The following is a 20185-nucleotide window of genomic DNA, read 5'->3' as shown; positions in this document are numbered from 1 at the left end:
AAAATATGTTATAGTAGTCTTACTTAAAAGCGTTAATGCGATGAAGGGAGAAGAAGTCATGAGATATTTAACAGCCGGAGAATCACACGGCCCCCAACTGACAACCATTATTGAGGGTGTACCTGCCGGGCTTTACATAACGGAGGAAGATATCAATTTTGAGCTTGCCAGACGCCAAAAAGGACACGGCCGCGGCCGCCGCATGCAGATCGAAAAAGACCAGGCCAAAATTATGAGCGGGGTGCGCCATGCACGTACACTCGGTTCACCAATTGCTCTCGTAGTTGAAAATAACGATTGGAAGCATTGGACAAAAATCATGGGCGCCGCTCCAATTACAGAAGATGAAGAAAAGGAAATGAAGCGCCAGATTTCCAGACCTAGACCTGGGCACGCTGACTTAAACGGTGCAATTAAATATAATCATCGTGATATGAGAAATGTGCTTGAGCGTTCTTCAGCAAGGGAAACAACTGTCAGAGTGGCGGCAGGGGCTGTAGCTAAAAAGATTCTTTCTGAGCTTGGCATTAAGGTGGCGGGCCACGTGTTGCAAATTGGCGCTGTTAAAGCTGAAAAAACAGAATATACGTCAATTGAAGACCTGCAGCGCGTAACGGAAGAGTCTCCTGTCAGATGCTACGATGAAGAGGCAGGCAAAAAAATGATGGCTGCCATTGATGAAGCAAAGGCAAACGGAGATTCCATCGGCGGAATAGTAGAAGTCATTGTCGAGGGAATGCCGGTAGGCGTGGGCAGCTATGTCCATTATGACCGCAAACTGGATAGCAAGCTTGCTGCCGCTGTACTGTCAATTAATGCATTTAAAGGTGTGGAATTCGGGATCGGATTTGAGGCGGCAGGCCGAAATGGAAGCGAAGTCCATGACGAGATCATTTGGGACGAGGAAAAAGGATACACCCGTGCTACTAACAGACTTGGCGGACTGGAAGGCGGCATGACGACAGGGATGCCAATCGTTGTCCGCGGAGTCATGAAGCCGATTCCGACTTTGTATAAACCGCTGAAAAGTGTAGATATTGAAACGAAAGAACCGTTTTCCGCCAGCATTGAACGTTCAGACAGCTGTGCTGTTCCTGCAGCAAGTGTAGTCGCTGAAGCGGCTGTCGCTTGGGAAATTGCGAACGCAGTCGTTGAACAATTCGGATTAGATCAAATTGACCGCATTAGAGAAAATGTGGAGAAAATGAGAAAACTGTCGAGGGAATTTTAATGAAGACACTGCATGTTCAAACTGCTTCCTCGTCATATCCTGTTTTTATCGGACAAGGTATCAGAAAAAAGGCTTGCGAACTATTAACCTCTTTAAACAGGCCTTTAACAAGGATTATGCTTGTCACGGATGAAGAGGTGGACCGCCTGTATGGTGATGAAATGCTCCATTTGCTGCAAGATAAATGGCCTGTGAAAAAAGTGACGGTACCGAGTGGAGAGCAGGCAAAATCCATGGACATGTACACAAAATTGCAGAGTGAAGCGATTCGTTTTCATTTGGATCGCTCCTCATGCATCATCGCATTCGGTGGCGGTGTTGTAGGGGATCTTGCCGGTTTTGTGGCTGCCACTTTTATGCGCGGCATTGATTTCATCCAAATGCCTACGACGCTCTTGGCGCATGACAGCGCAGTCGGAGGAAAAGTAGCCGTGAACCATCCGCTTGGAAAAAATCTAATCGGTGCGTTTTATCAGCCGAAAGCCGTGCTCTATGATACAGATTTCCTGCGTTCTCTGCCTGAAAAAGAGCTTAGGTCCGGAATGGCAGAAGTGATTAAACACGCTTTTATCTATGACAGAGCGTTTCTGGAGGAGCTGCTGAATATCCACTCACTGCGTGATATCACTAATGATCAGCTGAATGACATGATTTTTAAAGGCATTTCAATTAAAGCGTCTGTCGTTCAGCAGGATGAAAAAGAAGAGGGGATAAGAGCTTACTTAAACTTCGGGCATACGCTCGGTCATGCCGTTGAGGCGGAATATGGATACGGGCAGATCACTCACGGTGATGCCGTAGCCCTCGGAATGCAGTTTGCTTTATATATAAGCGAAAAGACTGTAGGCTGTGAAATGGACAGAAAACGTTTGGTCAGCTGGCTAAAAAGCCTGGGTTATCCAAGTCAAATCAGAAAAGAGACGGAAACTTCGGTTCTCTTGGACCGTATGATGAATGATAAGAAAACCCGCGGCGGGAAGATTCAGTTTATTGTGCTCAACGAATTAGGGAAAGTTGCTGATCATACATTTTCCAGAAATGAACTTGAGAGCTGGCTGAACAAATGGCGATTGGAGGAGACATCATGATGATTCGCGGAATTCGCGGAGCAACTACAGTTGAACGGGATACTGAAGAAGAAATTTTACAAAAAACTAAACAGCTGTTAGAGAAAATCATAGAAGAAAATCATACAAAACCGGAAGATGTTGTTCAAATGCTTCTGTCGGCTACACCTGATTTGCACGCTGTTTTCCCGGCAAAAGCTGTTCGCGAGCTTTCAGGATGGCAGTATGTACCGGTAACATGTATGCAGGAAATGGACGTAACAGGCGGTCTGAAAAAGTGCATAAGAGTCATGATGACGGTCCAGACAGATGTCCCTCAGGATCAGATCAGACATGTATATTTAGAAAAAGCTGTCGTATTGAGGCCCGATTTATCATTGACAAAAAATACTGAATTGTAATACGATAAGAACAGCTTAGAAATACACAAGAGTGTGTATAAAGCAATTAGAATGAGTTGAGTTAGAGAATAGGGTAGCAGAGAATGAGTTTAGTTGAGCTGAGACATTATGTTTATTCTACCCAAAAGAAGTCTTTCTTTTGGGTTTATTTGTTATATAGTATTTTATCCTCTCATGCCATCTTCTCATTCTCCTTGCCATAAGGAGTGAGAGTAATGAATTTCCAATCAAACATTTCCGCATTTTTAGAGGACAGCTTGTCCCACCACACGATACCGATTGTGGAGACCTTCACAGTCGATACACTGACACCCATTCAAATGATAGAGAAGCTTGACAGGGAGATTACGTATCTTCTTGAAAGCAAGGACGATACATCCACTTGGTCCAGATATTCGTTTATCGGCCTGAATCCATTTCTCACAATTAAAGAAGAGCAGGGCCGTTTTTCGGCCGCTGATCAGGACAGCAAATCTCTTTACACAGGAAATGAACTAAAAGAAGTGCTGAACTGGATGAATACCACATACAAAATCAAAACACCTCAGCTTGGCATTCCTTTTGTCGGCGGAGCTGTCGGGTACTTAAGCTATGATATGATCCCGCTGATTGAGCCTTCTGTTCCTTCGCATACAAAAGAAACAAACATGGAAAAGTGCATGCTGTTTGTTTGCCGGACATTAATTGCGTATGATCATGAAACCAAAAACGTCCACTTTATCCAATATGCAAGGCTTAATGGAGAGGAAACAAAAAACGAAAAAATGGATGTATTCCATCAAAATCATCTGGAGCTTCAAAATCTCATTGAAAAAATGATGGACCAAAAAAACATAAAAGAGCTGTTTCTCTCTGCTGATTCATACAAGACGCCCAGCTTTGAGACGGTATCTTCTAATTATGAAAAATCGGCTTTTATGGCTGATGTAGAAAAAATCAAAAGCTATATAAAAGCAGGCGATATCTTCCAGGGTGTTTTATCACAAAAATTTGAGGTGCCGATAAAAGCAGATGCTTTTGAGTTATACCGAGTGCTTAGGATCGTCAATCCTTCGCCGTATATGTATTATATGAAACTACAAGACAGAGAAATAGTCGGCAGCTCTCCGGAACGGTTAATACACGTTCAAGACGGGCACTTAGAAATCCATCCGATTGCCGGTACGAGAAAACGCGGTGCAGACAAAGCTGAAGATGAGAGACTGAAGGTTGAGCTCATGAAGGATGAAAAAGAAAAAGCGGAGCATTACATGCTCGTTGATCTTGCCCGAAACGATATCGGCAGAGTAGCAGAGTATGGTTCTGTTTCTGTGCCGGAGTTCACAAAAATTGTTTCCTTTTCACATGTCATGCACATTATCTCGGTGGTTACAGGCCGATTGAAAAAAGGGGTTCATCCTGTCGATGCACTGATGTCTGCTTTCCCGGCGGGGACTTTAACAGGCGCACCCAAAATCCGTGCCATGCAGCTTTTGCAAGAGCTCGAGCCAACACCGAGAGAGACATACGGAGGATGTATTGCCTACATTGGGTTTGACGGGAATATCGACTCTTGTATTACGATTCGCACGATGAGTGTAAAGAACGGCGTTGCATCGATACAGGCAGGTGCTGGCATTGTTGCTGATTCTGTTCCGGAAGCCGAATACGAAGAAAGCTGTAATAAAGCCGGTGCGCTGCTGAAAACGATTCATATTGCAGAAGACATGTTTCATAGCAAGGAGGATAAAGCTGATGAACAGATTTCTACAATTGTGCGTTGACGGAAAAACCCTTACTGCCGGTGAGGCTGAAACGCTGATGAATATGATGATGGCAGCGGAAATGACTCCTTCTGAAATGGGTGGTATATTGTCAATTCTTGCTCATCGGGGGGAGACGCCAGAAGAGCTTGCGGGTTTTGTGAAGGCAATGCGGGCACACGCTCTTACAGTCGATGGACTTCCTGATATTGTTGATACATGCGGAACAGGGGGAGACGGTATTTCCACTTTTAATATCTCAACGGCCTCGGCAATTGTTGCCTCGGCAGCTGGCGCAAAAATCGCTAAGCATGGCAATCGCTCTGTCTCTTCTAAAAGCGGAAGTGCTGATGTTTTAGAGGAGCTAGAGGTTTCTATTCAAACCACTCCCGAAAAGGTCAAAAGCAGCATTGAAACAAACAACATGGGATTTCTTTTTGCGCCGCTTTACTATTCGTCTATGAAACATGTAGCAGGTACTAGAAAAGAGCTAGGTTTCAGAACGGTATTTAATCTGCTTGGGCCGCTCAGCAATCCTTTACAGGCGAAGCGTCAGGTGATTGGGGTCTATTCTGTTGAAAAAGCTGGACTGATGGCAAGCGCACTGGAGACGTTTCAGCCGAAGCACGTTATGTTTGTATCAAGCCGTGACGGTTTAGATGAGCTTTCAATTACAGCACCGACCGACGTGATTGAATTAAAGGACGGAGAGCGCCGGGAATATACCGTTTCACCCGAAGCTTTCGGTTTCACAAATGGCAGACTTGAAGATTTACAGGTGCAGTCACCGAAAGAGAGCGCCTATCTCATTCAGAATATTTTTGAAAATAAAAGCAGCAGTTCCGCTTTATCTATTACGGCTTTTAATGCGGGTGCTGCGATTTACACGGCGGGAATTACCGCCTCACTGAAGGAAGGAACGGAGCTGGCGTTAGAGACGATTACAAGCGGAGGCGCTGCTGCGCAGCTTGAACGACTAAAGCAGAAAGAGGAAGAGATCTATGCTTGAAAATATCATCAAACAAAAGAAAGAAGAAGTGAAAACACTGGTTCTGCCGGTAGAGCAGCCTTTCGAGAAACGTTCATTTAAGGAGGCGCTGGCAAGCCCGAATCGGTTTATCGGGTTGATTGCCGAAGTGAAGAAAGCATCGCCGTCAAAAGGTCTTATTAAAGAGGATTTTGTGCCTGTGCAGATTGCAAAAGACTATGAGGCTGCGAAGGCAGATGCGATTTCCGTTTTAACAGACACCCCGTTTTTTCAAGGGGAAAACAGCTATTTATCAGACGTAAAGCGTGCTGTTTCGATTCCTGTACTTAGAAAAGATTTTATTATTGATTCTCTTCAAGTAGAGGAATCAAGAAGAATCGGAGCGGATGCCATATTGTTAATCGGCGAGGTGCTTGATCCCTTACACCTTCATGAATTATATCTTGAAGCAGGTGAAAAGGGGATGGACGTGCTAGTGGAGGTTCATGATGCATCAACGCTAGAACAAATATTGAAAGTGTTCACACCCGACATTCTCGGTGTAAATAATCGAAACCTAAAAACGTTTAAAACATCTGTAAAGCAGACAGAACAAATCGCATCTCTCGTTCCGAAAGAATCCTTGCTTGTCAGCGAAAGCGGAATCGGTTCTTTAGAACATTTAACATTTGTCAATGAACATGGGGCGCGAGCTGTACTTATCGGTGAATCATTGATGAGACAAACTTCTCAGCGTAAAGCAATCCATGCTTTGTTTGGGGAGTGAGGTTGTGAAGAAACCGGCATTAAAATATTGCGGTATTCGGTCACTAAAGGATTTGCAGCTTGCGGCGGAATCACAGGCTGATTACCTAGGATTTATTTTTGCTGAAAGCAAACGAAAAGTATCTCCGCAAGATGTGAAAAAATGGCTGAACCAAGCTCGTGTCGAAAAACAGGTTGCAGGTGTTTTTGTTAATGAATCAATAGAGACGATGTCACGTATTGCCAAGAGCTTGAAGCTCGACGTCATTCAGCTTCACGGTGATGAAAAACCGGCGGATGCTGCTGCTCTTCGCAAGCTGACAGGCTGTGAAATATGGAAGGCGCTTCACCATCAAGGTAACACAACTCAAGAAATAGCCCGCTTTAAAGATAATGTTGACGGCTTTGTGATTGATTCATCTGTAAAAGGGTCTAGAGGCGGAACTGGTGTTGCATTTTCTTGGGAATGTGTGCCGGAATATCAGCAGGCGGCTATTGGTAAACGCTGCTTTATCGCTGGCGGCGTGAATCCGGATAGCATCACCAGCCTATTGAAATGGCAGCCAGAAGGAATTGACCTTGCCAGCGGAATTGAAAAAAACGGACAAAAAGATCAGAATCTGATGAGTCTTTTAGAAGAAAGGATGAACCGATATGTATCCATATCCGAATGAAATAGGCAGATACGGTGATTTTGGCGGAAAGTTTGTTCCGGAAACACTCATGCAGCCGTTAGATGAAATAGAAACAGCATTTAAACAAATCAAGGATGATCCCGCTTTTCGTGAAGAGTATTATAAGCTGTTAAAGGACTATTCCGGACGGCCGACTGCATTAACATACGCTGATCGAGTCACTGAATACTTAGGCGGCGCGAAAATCTATTTGAAACGAGAAGATTTAAACCATACAGGTTCTCATAAAATCAATAATGCGCTAGGTCAAGCGCTGCTTGCTAAAAAAATGGGCAAAACGAAAATCATTGCTGAAACCGGTGCCGGCCAGCATGGCGTTGCCGCTGCAACAGTTGCAGCCAAATTCGGCTTTTCCTGTACTGTGTTTATGGGTGAAGAGGATGTTGCCCGCCAGTCTCTGAACGTTTTCCGCATGAAGCTTCTTGGAGCGGAGGTAGTGCCTGTAACAAGCGGAAACGGAACATTGAAGGATGCCACAAATGAGGCGATCCGGTACTGGGTTCAGCATTGTGAGGATCACTTTTATATGATTGGATCAGTTGTCGGCCCGCATCCTTATCCGCAAGTGGTCCGTGAATTTCAAAAAATGATCGGAGAGGAAGCGAAGGATCAGTTGAAACATATTGAAGGCACTCTGCCTGATAAAGTAGTGGCATGTGTAGGCGGAGGAAGCAATGCGATGGGTATGTTTCAGGCATTTTTAAATGAAGATGTTGAACTGATCGGCGCTGAAGCAGCAGGAAAAGGAATTGATACGCCTCTTCATGCCGCCACTATTTCGAAAGGAACCGTAGGGGTTATTCACGGTTCATTGACTTATCTCATTCAGGATGAGTTCGGGCAAATTATTGAGCCCTACTCTATTTCAGCCGGTCTCGACTATCCTGGAATCGGTCCGGAGCATGCATACTTGCATAAGAGCGGCCGTGTCACTTATGACAGTATCACTGATGAAGAAGCGGTGGATGCATTAAAGCTTTTGTCAGAAAAAGAGGGGATTTTGCCGGCAATCGAATCTGCCCATGCGTTAGCGAAAGCATTCAAACTCGCCAAAGGAATGGATCGCGGTCAACTCATTCTCGTCTGTTTATCAGGACGGGGAGACAAGGATGTCAACACATTAATGAATGTATTGGAAGAAGAGGTGAAAGCCCATGTTTAAATTGGATCTTCAACCAACAGAAAAATTGTTTATCCCGTTTATTACGGCGGGCGATCCAGTTCCTGAGGTTTCGATTGAACTGGCGAAGTCACTCCAAAAAGCAGGCGCCACTGCATTGGAGCTTGGTGTTGCATACTCTGACCCGCTTGCAGACGGTCCGGTGATCCAGAGGGCTTCAAAGCGGGCACTTGATCAAGGAATGAATATCGTAAAGGCAATCGAATTAGGCGGAGAAATGAAAAAAAACGGAGTGAATATTCCGATTATCCTCTTTACGTATTATAATCCTGTGTTACAATTGAACAAAGAATACTTTTTCGCTTTACTGCGGGAAAATCATATTGACGGTCTGCTTGTTCCGGATCTGCCATTAGAAGAAAGCAACAGCCTTCAAGAGGAATGTAAAAGCCATGAGGTGACGTATATTTCTTTGGTTGCGCCGACAAGCGAAAGCCGTTTGAAAACCATTATTGAACAAGCCGAGGGGTTCGTCTACTGTGTATCTTCTCTGGGTGTGACCGGTGTCCGCAATGAGTTCAATTCATCCGTGTACCCGTTCATTCGTACTGTGAAGAATCTCAGCGCTGTTCCGGTTGCTGTAGGGTTCGGTATATCAAACCGTGAACAGGTCATAAAGATGAATGAAATTAGTGACGGTGTCGTAGTGGGAAGTGCGCTCGTCAGAAAAATAGAAGAATTAAAGGACCGGCTCATCAGCGCTGAAACGAGAAATCAGGCGCTGCAGGAGTTTGAGGATTATGCAATGGCGTTTAGCGGCTTGTACAGTTTAAAATGAGGTGACTGATTTGCGTATCAAAGAACATTTAAAACAGCTGAAGCCTTATCAGCCTGGAAAGCCGATTGAAGCAGTGAAATCAGAATATGGCTTGGATAAAGTGGTGAAGCTTGCTTCAAACGAGAATCCTTACGGCTGTTCAGAGGCTGCAAAAGAGGCGCTTCATCATGAGATTCAACAGCTTGCCCTTTACCCGGACGGGTATAGCGCCGCTTTGCGGACAAGGCTCAGTAAGCACCTCAATGTCAGCGAAACATCACTTATTTTCGGCAACGGTTCTGATGAAATCATACAGATCATCTGCCGGGCATTTTTAAACGATAAAACAAACACGGTTACTGCTGCCCCCACTTTTCCGCAATATAAACATAATGCGGTCATTGAAGGTGCTGAAGTACGTGAAATTGCACTTCGTCCCGACGGCTCACATGATTTAGACGCCATGTTAGAAGCCATCGACGAACAGACACAAGTCGTTTGGATATGCAGCCCGAATAATCCGACTGGCACTTATACATCTGAAGGAGAATTACTCGCATTTCTGGAGCGCGTTCCTTCACGTGTCCTTGTTGTTCTTGACGAAGCATATTATGAATATGTAACAGCAGAGGATTACCCGGAAACCGTGCCGCTCTTAAGCAAGTATTCCAATTTGATGATTTTGCGCACATTTTCAAAGGCATACGGTCTGGCAGCGCTCAGAGTCGGATACGGAATTGCTGACGAGAGCCTGATTCGCCAGATTGAGCCGGCGAGAGAGCCGTTTAATACGAGCCGTCTGGGCCAGGCTGCGGCGATTGCAGCACTTGATGATCAAGCGTTTATTGCTTCCTGTGTCGAGCAAAATAATGCAGGCCTTCAGCAGTATTATGATTTTGCGAAAACTCATGGTTTAAAGTGCTACCCTTCACAGACAAATTTTGTGTTAATTGACTTTAAACGTCCTGCTGATGAACTGTTTCAGGCTCTGCTGGAAAAAGGCTATATCGTCCGGTCAGGAAACGCATTAGGTTTCCCGACATCACTCCGGATTACGATCGGAACAAAAGAGCAAAATGAAGAAATACTTGCCATTTTAGCTGAAATTTTATAAGAGGTGATCAAATATCACCTCTTTAGTCTATAAACCAGGTGATGACGTATGAATCAAATGAAAGATACAATATTGCTCGCCGGTCTCGGATTGATAGGCGGTTCGATTGCCCTAGCCATCAAAAAAAATCATCCCGGCAAACGGATTATCGGAATCGACATCTCTGATGAACAGGCGGTAGCGGCATTAAAATTAGGTGTGATAGACGATCGTGCTGATTCGTTTATTAGCGGTGCGAAAGAGGCAGCTACAGTAATCATTGCGACACCTGTTGAACAAACACTGGTTATGCTTGAAGAGCTGGCTCATTCAGGAATTGAACATGAGCTTTTGATTACGGATGTAGGAAGCACAAAGCAAAAAGTGGTTGATTACGCTGATCAAGTGCTGCCTAGCCGCTATCAATTTGTCGGAGGGCATCCGATGGCGGGTTCACATAAATCAGGAGTGGCCGCTGCGAAGGAGTTCCTGTTTGAAAATGCATTTTATATTTTAACGCCAGGCCAGAAAACGGACAAACAAGCTGTGGAACAGTTAAAAAACCTGCTGAAGGGGACGAATGCCCATTTTGTGGAAATGTCGCCAGAGGAGCATGATGGTGTTACAAGTGTAATCAGTCATTTTCCGCATATTGTAGCAGCTAGTCTTGTTCACCAAACCCATCATTCGGAAAACCTGTATCCGCTTGTTAAACGTTTTGCTGCCGGCGGGTTCAGAGATATTACAAGGATTGCATCAAGCAGCCCGGCAATGTGGCGGGATATTTTATTACATAATAAAGATAAAATCTTAGACCGTTTTGATGAGTGGATTCGTGAAATTGACAAGATCCGTACATATGTAGAACAAGAAGATGCGGAAAATCTATTTCGTTATTTTAAAACCGCCAAGGATTATCGCGACGGGCTGCCGCTTCGGCAGAAGGGAGCGATACCTGCATTTTATGATTTATATGTGGATGTACCCGATCATCCGGGTGTGATATCCGAGATAACAGCGATTTTAGCTGCGGAACGCATCAGTATCACGAATATCCGCATTATTGAAACACGAGAAGATATTAACGGAATTTTAAGGATCAGTTTTCAGTCTGATGACGACCGCAAAAGGGCAGAACAATGCATTGAAGCCCGGGCGGAATATGAAACTTTTTATGCTGATTGAGGTGGAAAAAATGAAACGAGAAAAGGTGCAGACCTTACATGGAGAAATACATATTCCCGGTGATAAATCCATTTCTCACCGCTCTGTTATGTTTGGCGCGCTAGCGGCAGGCACAACAACAGTTAAAAACTTTCTGCCGGGAGCAGATTGTCTGAGCACGATCGATTGCTTTAGAAAAATGGGTGTTCACATTGAGCAAAGCGGCAGCGATGTCGTGATTCACGGAAAAGGAATCGATGCCCTGAAAGAGCCAGAAAGCCTTTTAGATGTCGGAAATTCAGGTACAACCATTCGCCTGATGCTCGGAATATTGGCGGGCCGACCTTTTTACAGCGCGGTAGCCGGAGATGAGAGCATTGCGAAGCGCCCAATGAAGCGTGTGACTGAGCCTTTGAAAAAAATGGGGGCTAAAATCGACGGCAGAGCCGGCGGAGAATTTACACCGCTGTCGGTGAGCGGCGCTTCATTAAAAGGCATTGAATATGTATCACCTGTTGCAAGCGCGCAAATTAAATCTGCTGTTTTGCTGGCCGGATTACAGGCTGAGGGCACAACAACTGTCACAGAGCCCCATAAATCTCGGGACCACACTGAGCGGATGCTTTCTGCTTTTGGCGTTAAGCTTTCTGAAGATCAAACGAGTGTTTCCATTGCTGGTGGCCAGAAACTGACAGCTGCTGATATTTTTGTTCCTGGAGACATTTCTTCAGCCGCGTTTTTCCTTGCTGCTGGCGCGATGGTTCCAAACAGCAGAATTGTATTGAAAAACGTAGGTTTAAATCCGACTCGGACAGGTATTATTGACGTCCTTCAAAACATGGGGGCAAAACTTGAAATCAAACCATCTGCTGATAGTGGTGCAGAGCCTTATGGAGATTTGATTATAGAAACGTCATCTCTAAAATCAGTTGAAATCGGAGGAGATATTATTCCGCGTTTAATTGATGAGATCCCTATCATCGCGCTTCTTGCGACTCAGGCGGAAGGAACCACCGTTATCAAGGACGCGGCAGAGCTAAAAGTGAAAGAAACAAACCGCATTGATACTGTTGTTTCTGAGCTTCGCAAGCTGGGTGCTGAAATTGAACCGACAGCAGATGGAATGAAGGTTTATGGCAAACAAACGTTGAAAGGCGGCGCTGCAGTGTCCAGCCACGGAGATCATCGAATCGGAATGATGCTTGGTATTGCTTCCTGTATAACGGAGGAGCCGATTGAAATCGAGCACACGGACGCCATTCACGTTTCTTATCCAACCTTCTTCGAGCATTTAAATAAGCTTTCGAAAAAATCCTGAAGTTTTACTTCAGGATTTTTTATGCAGATCATAATTCGAGGCGAAAAAACATAGCTTGTCTTATAGAACGGATAGAAAAACGAAAAGGGGGGATGTGCTTTACTTACAAGCCGGCAGGTTAAAGAGCTGCTTTACTGTACAGAGGGCGATCTTCCTTTTTTCATTTTCTATCTCAAGATCTTTTGGTAAACTAATAAGACTCAATAATTCCCTTCCGTACAGAAGCATCTTATTTGCCGGGGGCATTCGTCTGAATTATGATAAGATTAACCCGAACAAATAAAGCTTTTTTGTATGGTTGATGTTGTATAGGAAAAGAAAGGACCGGTCCGATTTGAATACATTGATTCAAGAAGCCATAAAATTAGTTGAAGCAGGTGAAACAGAAAAAGGCCTCAACACGCTCTCGAAGGCTGAAAAACAGCTGCATGATGAAGATAAAGCCATTGCAGCCCAGCTTTATTACGAGTGGGGCGATGTAGAAAAAGCCATTTCACTGATTAGTGATCTACATGATTTATATCCAAATGAAACAGAACTGACGAATTTCTACGCTGAACTTTTAATAGATATTGACGAAGAAGAAAAAGCCCTCGCTGTGCTGGAGACTATTCCGGAAACAGATCCATCATATCCGGAAAGTTTGCTGCTTATGGCGGATCTTTATCAGATGCAGGGGTTATTCGAAGTCAGTGAACAAAAGCTTTTCCAGGCAAAGTCCATTCTGGACAATGAACCTGTTATTGATTTTGCACTGGGAGAACTTTACTTTGCTCAGGGAGCCTATGCAAAAGCGGTTCAATATTTTAAAACAACGGCTGAGGAGCAGAGTGAGATCGGGGGCGTTAATGTCCATCAAAGACTGGCAGAATCGTTAAGTGCCTCAGGTGAATTTGAGGATGCCATTCCATGGTATGAGAAAGCTGTCGATGAGAATCCTGATCCTAATACGATTTTCGGCTATGGTTTTACAGCCTTACAGGCGGGGCTTGTGAAAACAGCTATTAAGCAGCTGTCTGATTTAAAGGAGCTTGATCCATCTTATACTTCACTTTATATGCCGCTCTCGAAAAGCTATGAAGCTGAAGGAATGTATGAAGAGGCATTAAAAACGGCAAAAGAGGGTATCAGATATGATGAATATAACAAAGAACTTTTCCTTTATGCCGCCAAAATGGCCTTAAAAATCGGGAAGTCAGAAGAGGGAAAAAAGCTGCTTCAGGAGGCGCTTGCGCTTGATCCGGGCTTTGTCGAGGCGCTTCATACACTTCTTGCCGTGTATCACAAAGAAGAGGATTATGATCAGATCATTGATCTTATTCAAGAGGTTCGAAGCTACGGTGAAGAAGATCCGAAATACAATTGGTATCTTGCAAGCGCATATACTGAATTAGAGCAATACGAGGAAGCAAAACAATCCTTTGAGGCTGCCTATCTTCATTACCGGGAGGATAGAGATTTCTTATATGAATACGCAAGCTTCCTATTAGAAGAAGGCCTTCAAAAAGAAGCGCTGCCGCTTTTGAAAAAGGTTCTTGAAATGGACGGAGCCAATGAAGAGCTGGAAGAAACGATTTTGCGAATCGAGGATGAATTTTCTAGATAAGCAGGAATATTAACCATTCATGTGGAACATATAAGTATATAGATTATACGAACGATAGAGGAGGGAATTACATGCAGACCCCTGTTTCTGTCAATGAGAAAAAAGATTTTATCCGTTGGTTTTTAAACCATTATCAGTTAAAGCGCCGAGAGTGCGTTTGGATCTTGAACTACTTAATGAGCCATGATTCTCTCATGGAGAAGGTTCATTTTGTGGAGCAGGCTGAATTTTGCCCGAGAGGCATTATAATGTCAACACATTGTGTTGAAGAAGTTCCGTTCCGGTTCTATAAAGAGAATGTCATGACTACCGACGCGGAAAAATCTTTTCATGATATTAGATTAAATAAACAGCAGGATTTGTTTATCCAGCTTAATTTTCGTTCGGCTTACAGCTCACCTGAATATGCGGCGGTGCTGGAGTCCAACCCGCATATTCCGAAAGATCTTTTTGAGAATAAAAAAGATCAGGGATTGGCGGAACAGATTTTAGAGCACGCTATTTCCACATTCCAAAGAGAAAAATTATTAAAAGACATTGACGAGGCGTTAGATCGTCATGATAAAGAGGCATTTGAACAATTATCGCGCCAATTAAATCAGCTCACATAATATGACCAGCCTTGCAGTGAATTGCAAGGCTTGTTGCCGTAAAGGGGGAGAACGATGAGGTGGAGAATCACTGATGCCAAGGACTATTTACAAGCTAAGGATTACATTGATACCGCTGTCATACCATTAATTAACATAAGAGTTAATAACCATTTTAAAATGACGGCGGAGAAAGGCGAGTTTACGCAGCTTCTCTCAGAAGAACTTGAAAGACAGTTAAAGGGACGGGTATATTTACTTCCTCCTTATACATATGTTGATAGAAATGAAATAACCGTTCAAGGGCTTAAGGATTTGCGGGAAGAGCTGATAACGGAATTTCCGCATGTTGTCCTGCTCACATCTGACGAAAGTTGGAGAGCTGAGGATGCGTTAGGCAAAATGATTGTTACACCGTCTGTTCCATTAGAGCATTTAAATGACTCTTTAAAAAGAAAAATATTGGATGAACGCACTGCTGAAATTTTGAACGTTTTGTTACAGTTATGGAGCACTTCATAAAAACACTTACATTTCCTTATAAACAATATTTTGGCTATATTGACCTTGCTGAGAGATTCATATATTATGAGGGTGTCTAGAGTTATTGCAATATTTTCTATTTTAGTCAGTTTGCAGGGGTGACCTAGAGGGGGGAGAAGAGATGGGCGGAAAACATGATATATCCAGACGTCAATTTTTGAATTATACGCTCACAGGCGTAGGAGGTTTTATGGCGGCTAGTATGCTCATGCCTATGGTTCGCTTCGCACTCGACCCGGTATTAAAATCGACAGGGAAGCAGGATATGGTTCAGGTTGTCAGCGTTGATGAGTTGACAAAAGAGCCGCAGCGCTTTGATTTTAAAATTAATCAAGTCGATGCCTGGTATGAGTCAGAAGAGTCAAGATCAGCCTGGGTCTTCAAAAACGGGGATGAAATTGTAGCACTTTCGCCAATTTGTAAGCATTTAGGGTGTACGGTGAACTGGAATAGTGATCCTAAAAACCCGAATAAATTCTTTTGTCCATGCCATTATGGACTCTATGAAAAGGACGGCACCAATGTCCCTGGCACGCCGCCGCTTGCGCCTCTTGATCATTATGAGCAAGAAGTAAAAGACGGCTTCCTGTATCTTGGAAAAGCAAAGCCTAAGGGGGAAGGGTGACATGCTGAACAAAATTTATGACTGGGTAGACGAGCGGCTTGATATTACACCGATGTGGAGGGATATTGCCGATCACGAAGTACCGGAACATGTGAATCCCGCCCATCATTTCTCTGCGTTTGTGTATTGCTTTGGGGGACTGACGTTTTTTGTAACCGTTATCCAAGTATTATCTGGAATGTTTTTAACGATGTATTATGTGCCTGATATCAAAAATGCCTGGGAATCGGTATATTATTTGCAAAATGAAGTGGCATTCGGCCAGATTGTCAGGGGGATGCACCACTGGGGTGCGAGCCTGGTCATTGTGATGATGTTTTTACATACGCTGAGGGTCTTTTTCCAAGGCGCGTATAAAAAACCGCGCGAGCTGAACTGGATTGTCGGTGTGCTGATCTTTTTTGTTATGCTCGGTCTTGGCTTTACAGGCTACTTGCTTCCTTGGGATATGAAGGCTCTGTTTGCAACAAAAGTCGGGCTGCAGATCGCCGAAGCCACGCCTTTGATCGGAACGCAAGTTAAAACGCTCCTTGCAGGGCATCCGGATATTGTAGGCGCCCAAACGCTGACTAGGTTTTTTGCGATCCATGTATTTTTTCTTCCTGCCGCATTGTTCGGGCTGATGGCTGCACATTTTATTATGATCCGGAAGCAGGGGATTTCAGGACCGCTTTAAACTCTTGATCTGCGAATAAAAGGGAGGGGATGACATGCACCGGGGCAAAGGGATGAAATTTGTAGGCGACTCAAGGATACCGGCTGAAAAAAAGCCGAATATACCGAAGGATTATTCGGAGTATCCCGGTAAAACAGAGGCTTTCTGGCCAAATTTCTTGTTAAAGGAATGGATGGTTGGAGCTGTCTTTCTTATCGGTTTTCTCGTTTTGACGATTGTGCATCAGCCGCCTTTGGAGCGGATGGCGGACCCGACTGATACTGGTTATATTCCGCTGCCGGATTGGTATTTTCTTTTCTTATACCAGCTGTTGAAGTATGAATACGCCGCTGGAAGCTTTACAGTGGTCGGCGCCATGATTATGCCAGGTCTCGCTTTTGGGGCCCTGCTTTTGGCTCCATTCCTAGACAGAGGGACAGAAAGAAGGCCGTGGAAGCGTCCGGTCGCTGTCGGTATGATGCTTCTGGCCATTTCCGCTGCTGTATTTTTGACGTGGCAGTCAGTTGCTACTCATGACTGGGCCAAGGCAGAAGAACAGGGGAAAATTACAAAAGAAGCCGACATTGACACCAATGCAGAAGGATATAAGGTTTTTAAGGAACAGGGCTGTATTTCTTGCCATGGGGATAACCTTCAAGGAGGAGCGGCCGGGCCTTCATTGGTTGACAGCGGGCTGAAACCGGATGAAATCAAAAAAATCGCTGTAGAAGGGAAAGGCAAAATGCCGGCGGGTGTGTTCAAAGGAAATGATAAGCAGCTCGAAGAACTTGCAAAATTTATTTCTGAAACAACCGCAAAATAACGTATTGTGAATTGTCAAATGGAAGGATATACTTTTATTATCAAAAGCTGACCCGGCGTCAGCTTTTTTATTTGGACATATTATTTTTACAGACTGAGAGTTGATTCGATGTGAAATGGTTTCAATATGTATTAGGGCAGCGGCCGATGCTTATTCTTGTCTTAGCCATTAATTTTCTGGGAACGGTTTACGGCTACTATTGGTACTTGCCGCAGCTTTTGGAGACACCGGCACGTTTCCTGATTTTTGTTCCGGACAGTCCGACAGCAACGTTTTTCTTTCTGTTTGTGCTGCTTGCCTTTCTCATGAAACGGAATGCTCCGTTCTTTGAGGCGCTTGCGCTAGTTACCCTCGTAAAGTATGGCCTATGGGCGGTGGCTATGAATTTTCTTGTGCTTGCAGTAACTGGTGACTTGCCGTGGGAGGGCTACATGCTAATTGCTTCGCATTTTGCAATGGCAGTTCAAGGCGTATTATACAGTCCGTATTTTCGTTTTTCATTTTGGCATCTTGCAATTGCTGCAGTCTGGACACTGCATAACGATGTCATTGACTACTTGTTTGATATGATGCCGCAATACTCTATGCTTTCTGATTATATGACTGAAATAGGATACGGAACATTTTGGCTAAGTATCTTTTCAATCGCGCTTGCTTACTTTCTTGTGGTCTCAAAAAAGCAAACGAAGCTTGAGCTGATGTAAAGACAATGTTGGTCTATCCTTGTCCCTTTCTTCATATTCTGTAAGGAGAGAGAGTGGGAGGGACCTGCATGAAACGAAAGCTGACGATCTGTTTGTTGATTGCACTTATTTTTTATAATGGAAATGCCAAGGCTGCAGAGCGGGGAAGCCTCGAGGAATTGAATGATTTATCCGATACAGTCTTTCAAATGACCCGACAGGCGAAATATGAAGAGGCGCTTCAAGTCTTGGAGTATTTTGAAAAAACATTAAAATCCGCTGAGAAAAAACAGCAAGACCCCATGCTAACGGGAGCCCAAATTCGTCAAATCACATTGGGCTATAATGATATGGTTCGGAGTTTAAAGCAAGCTGATACATCAGACACACAAAAACTCAGAGCAGCCGCGCAGTTCAGAATGCTGATGGATGCGGTTGACAATCGGTCTGACCCGCTTTGGGGCTCACTGGAAAAACCGATTATGGAAGCTTTTACTGAGCTGAAGCGAGATGTCCAGAAGAATGGAAGCACAAGCTTTCATGAAAAATGGAATGAATTTATCAGTTTATATGACTTGATTTACCCCAGTCTTACAATCGATGTATCAGAGGATCAGCTTGAAACAGTCGGAAAACATATAGATGTTATTGAGCAAGAGGAATTTCAGCAAATGACAGAGAGCACGAAGCTTGAACGGCTTTCCCTTCTTCAGCATGACCTGAAAAATGTGTTTGACAGGGTGGAGGAGGATGATGCCGATCCGTCTTTACTCTGGGTGATGATTACAACCGGCAGTATCATCATTACTGCTCTTACCTATGTCGGTTACAGAAAGTACAAGGCGGAAAAAAACAAGCTGAAAAAAAGGGACTACCCTAAATAAGGATGAGGGGCGGCGGTCAGCCGCCTTTTTTCTATTACATGTCAGCGCGGAAGCGGATTTTTATTTTCATCAAGCGTAAATCCTTCTCCGAGCACATCGTGAACATCGCTTACCGCTACAAAGGCATGGGGATCAATGGAGTTAATCACGCTTTTCAGCATCACCAATTCATTTTTCGGCACCACACAATAAAGTACATCTATATCCTCTTTTGTGTAGGAACCTTGTCCTTTCAAAATGGTGACGCCCCGTTCCATTTCTTCAAGAATCTTTTTCTGAATCAGGTCGTTTTTCGAAGAGATGATCGTAGCGCCTTTAGCAGCGTATCCGCCTTCCTGAATAAAATCGATTAATCTTGCCGCTACAAATACAGCTACCAGCGTATACATCGCTTCTTTATAGGAGAGATAAGTAAGCAAAGACAAAATGATGACGCAGGCATCGAAAGCAAACATCGTTCTGCCCATCGGAATCCCAAAATACTTATTCACTAAACGTGCGATGATATCAACACCGCCTGTCGTACCGCCGAACTTGAAAATAATACCCAGTCCGGCTCCGATGAATACGCCGGCAAATAAAGCGGCGAGCGCTAAGTCGTGCTGAAGGGGCATATGGATTTCATATCGCTGAAAGATGCTGAGGAACAAAGACAAGGCTACAGTGCCGACAAGGGTATAAACAAACATTGTCCTGCCGAGCAAACGCCAGCCAATAAAAAAAATCGGAATGTTCAACACCAGGTTCGAGATAGAGGGGCTGATGTGGAAAAGGGCATAAAGCAAAAGTGTAATACCTGTAAAACCGCCCTCAGCCAGATTGTTCTGCATATTGAAATGAACCAAGCCAAATGAAAAAATTGCCGCTCCGATTAAAATAAAAAATATGTTTTTTAATCTAATTTCTCCAAGCATCACATAAAACCCCTTTTCCTTCCATTAGATAGCGTTTATATTATAGTGGATGAAAAAGAAAACAGCAAACGTGCTTAAACATTTGTCAAACGTATCTGAATTAGCTAACATGTAAGAGGATGATAGGAGGTTTCGTTCAGTGAGTGATAAAACAATGAAAGACATACAGGCTGAAGTAGACCGTTACATCGGCCAATTTAAAGAAGGATATTTCAGCCCGCTGGCCATGATGGCGAGGCTGACTGAAGAACTGGGCGAGCTTGCCAGAGAAGTGAATCACCGTTATGGAGAAAAACCAAAAAAAGCGACTGAAGATGATAAAAGCATGGAAGAGGAAATGGGCGATGTGCTATTTGTATTGGTTTGTTTAGCTAACTCCCTTGATATCTCTTTAGAGGAAGCCCACGACCGAGTCATGCATAAATTTAATACAAGAGATAAAGATCGCTGGACCAGAAAAGAAGAAGGAAAGTAGAGGAGAT

General features: G+C 44.0%; 22 protein-coding genes. 21 read left to right on the top strand and 1 reads right to left on the bottom strand.

The features are described 5' to 3' along the window. Positions 1-58: 58 nt before the first annotated feature. The 20 genes from aroC to ypjB all read left to right on the top strand — a co-directional run bounded on the left by aroC (position 59) and on the right by ypjB (position 18789). A complete protein-coding gene (aroC, locus tag MKY50_RS11575; protein ID WP_327847436.1) occupies positions 59-1231 on the top strand; it encodes a chorismate synthase in 1173 nt (390 codons plus the stop codon). Further along, on the top strand, positions 1231-2319 hold the full coding sequence (gene aroB, locus MKY50_RS11570; RefSeq protein WP_014480126.1) for a 3-dehydroquinate synthase: 1089 nt from the start codon (positions 1231-1233) through the stop codon (positions 2317-2319). Before aroC ends, aroB begins: the two co-directional genes overlap by 1 nt. Further along, entirely contained in the window at positions 2316-2699 is a 384-nt protein-coding gene (aroH, locus tag MKY50_RS11565) for a chorismate mutase (RefSeq protein WP_004398675.1), read from the top strand. Before aroB ends, aroH begins: the two co-directional genes overlap by 4 nt. Before the next feature lie 215 nt (positions 2700-2914). Continuing rightward, on the top strand, positions 2915-4462 hold the full coding sequence (gene trpE, locus MKY50_RS11560; RefSeq protein ID WP_326132199.1) for an anthranilate synthase component I: 1548 nt from the start codon (positions 2915-2917) through the stop codon (positions 4460-4462). Beyond that, positions 4434-5450: an anthranilate phosphoribosyltransferase gene (gene trpD, locus MKY50_RS11555; RefSeq protein WP_144530203.1), complete on the top strand. Its 1017-nt coding sequence runs from the start codon at positions 4434-4436 to the stop codon at positions 5448-5450. The genes trpE and trpD overlap by 29 nt, the downstream gene beginning before the upstream one ends. Further along, positions 5443-6195 carry an indole-3-glycerol phosphate synthase TrpC gene (gene trpC, locus MKY50_RS11550; RefSeq protein WP_341116702.1) on the top strand — a complete coding sequence of 251 codons (753 nt, stop codon included), beginning with the start codon at positions 5443-5445 and terminating at the stop codon, positions 6193-6195. Before trpD ends, trpC begins: the two co-directional genes overlap by 8 nt. A gap of 4 nt (positions 6196-6199) precedes the next feature. Next, positions 6200-6847 (top strand): phosphoribosylanthranilate isomerase, encoded by a 648-nt coding sequence (locus MKY50_RS11545; RefSeq protein WP_015714169.1) that lies wholly within the window; start codon positions 6200-6202, stop codon positions 6845-6847. Continuing rightward, complete coding sequence (gene trpB / locus MKY50_RS11540) at positions 6828-8030, top strand: tryptophan synthase subunit beta (protein WP_120028319.1); 1203 nt, start codon at positions 6828-6830, stop codon at positions 8028-8030. The genes MKY50_RS11545 and trpB overlap by 20 nt, the downstream gene beginning before the upstream one ends. After that, on the top strand, positions 8023-8826 hold the full coding sequence (trpA, locus tag MKY50_RS11535) for a tryptophan synthase subunit alpha (protein WP_015714168.1): 804 nt from the start codon (positions 8023-8025) through the stop codon (positions 8824-8826). The genes trpB and trpA overlap by 8 nt, the downstream gene beginning before the upstream one ends. Positions 8827-8836: 10 nt before the next feature. Further along, entirely contained in the window at positions 8837-9919 is a 1083-nt protein-coding gene (hisC, locus tag MKY50_RS11530; protein WP_015714167.1) for a histidinol-phosphate transaminase, read from the top strand. 48 nt (positions 9920-9967) lie between these two features. Then, positions 9968-11083, top strand: coding sequence for a prephenate dehydrogenase (locus MKY50_RS11525; protein WP_014480118.1), 1116 nt, complete (start codon positions 9968-9970; stop codon positions 11081-11083). A 10-nt stretch (positions 11084-11093) separates the two neighbouring features. Then, on the top strand, positions 11094-12380 hold the full coding sequence (aroA, locus tag MKY50_RS11520; RefSeq protein WP_341116699.1) for a 3-phosphoshikimate 1-carboxyvinyltransferase: 1287 nt from the start codon (positions 11094-11096) through the stop codon (positions 12378-12380). A gap of 334 nt (positions 12381-12714) precedes the next feature. After that, the gene (locus tag MKY50_RS11515; protein ID WP_003230620.1) at positions 12715-13986 is read left to right on the top strand and encodes a tetratricopeptide repeat protein; all 1272 of its coding nucleotides are present in this window, start codon (positions 12715-12717) and stop codon (positions 13984-13986) included. 71 nt (positions 13987-14057) lie between these two features. Beyond that, the gene (locus MKY50_RS11510) at positions 14058-14597 is read left to right on the top strand and encodes a ReoY family proteolytic degradation factor (protein ID WP_014477176.1); all 540 of its coding nucleotides are present in this window, start codon (positions 14058-14060) and stop codon (positions 14595-14597) included. A 54-nt stretch (positions 14598-14651) separates the two neighbouring features. Continuing rightward, positions 14652-15098 carry a YpiF family protein gene (locus MKY50_RS11505; RefSeq protein ID WP_341116698.1) on the top strand — a complete coding sequence of 149 codons (447 nt, stop codon included), beginning with the start codon at positions 14652-14654 and terminating at the stop codon, positions 15096-15098. Between the two features lie 142 nt (positions 15099-15240). Continuing rightward, complete coding sequence (locus tag MKY50_RS11500; RefSeq protein WP_003230627.1) at positions 15241-15744, top strand: ubiquinol-cytochrome c reductase iron-sulfur subunit; 504 nt, start codon at positions 15241-15243, stop codon at positions 15742-15744. A 1-nt stretch (position 15745) separates the two neighbouring features. Continuing rightward, the gene (qcrB, locus tag MKY50_RS11495) at positions 15746-16420 is read left to right on the top strand and encodes a menaquinol-cytochrome c reductase cytochrome b subunit (protein ID WP_003225560.1); all 675 of its coding nucleotides are present in this window, start codon (positions 15746-15748) and stop codon (positions 16418-16420) included. A 34-nt stretch (positions 16421-16454) separates the two neighbouring features. Continuing rightward, entirely contained in the window at positions 16455-17222 is a 768-nt protein-coding gene (locus MKY50_RS11490; RefSeq protein WP_003225562.1) for a menaquinol-cytochrome c reductase cytochrome b/c subunit, read from the top strand. Positions 17223-17332: 110 nt separating this feature from the next. Further along, entirely contained in the window at positions 17333-17926 is a 594-nt protein-coding gene (locus MKY50_RS11485; protein ID WP_003230630.1) for a DUF1405 domain-containing protein, read from the top strand. A gap of 68 nt (positions 17927-17994) precedes the next feature. Continuing rightward, complete coding sequence (ypjB, locus tag MKY50_RS11480) at positions 17995-18789, top strand: sporulation protein YpjB (RefSeq protein ID WP_015251822.1); 795 nt, start codon at positions 17995-17997, stop codon at positions 18787-18789. Positions 18790-18830: 41 nt separating this feature from the next. On the opposite strand, the gene MKY50_RS11475 is transcribed toward ypjB, so the two are convergent. After that, the gene (locus MKY50_RS11475) at positions 18831-19703 is read right to left on the bottom strand and encodes a YitT family protein (RefSeq protein ID WP_003230635.1); all 873 of its coding nucleotides are present in this window, start codon (positions 19701-19703) and stop codon (positions 18831-18833) included. A gap of 139 nt (positions 19704-19842) precedes the next feature. Between MKY50_RS11475 and MKY50_RS11470 the strand changes: the two genes are divergently transcribed. Beyond that, entirely contained in the window at positions 19843-20178 is a 336-nt protein-coding gene (locus MKY50_RS11470) for a nucleotide pyrophosphohydrolase (RefSeq protein ID WP_004398044.1), read from the top strand. The last annotated feature ends 7 nt before the right edge of the window (positions 20179-20185 follow it).

The organism is Bacillus sp. FSL R7-0685 (assembly GCF_038002425.1).
GTDB classification, from domain to species: Bacteria; Bacillota; Bacilli; order Bacillales; family Bacillaceae; genus Bacillus; species Bacillus subtilis.
This window is presented reverse-complemented; position numbering and strand designations above follow the sequence as displayed.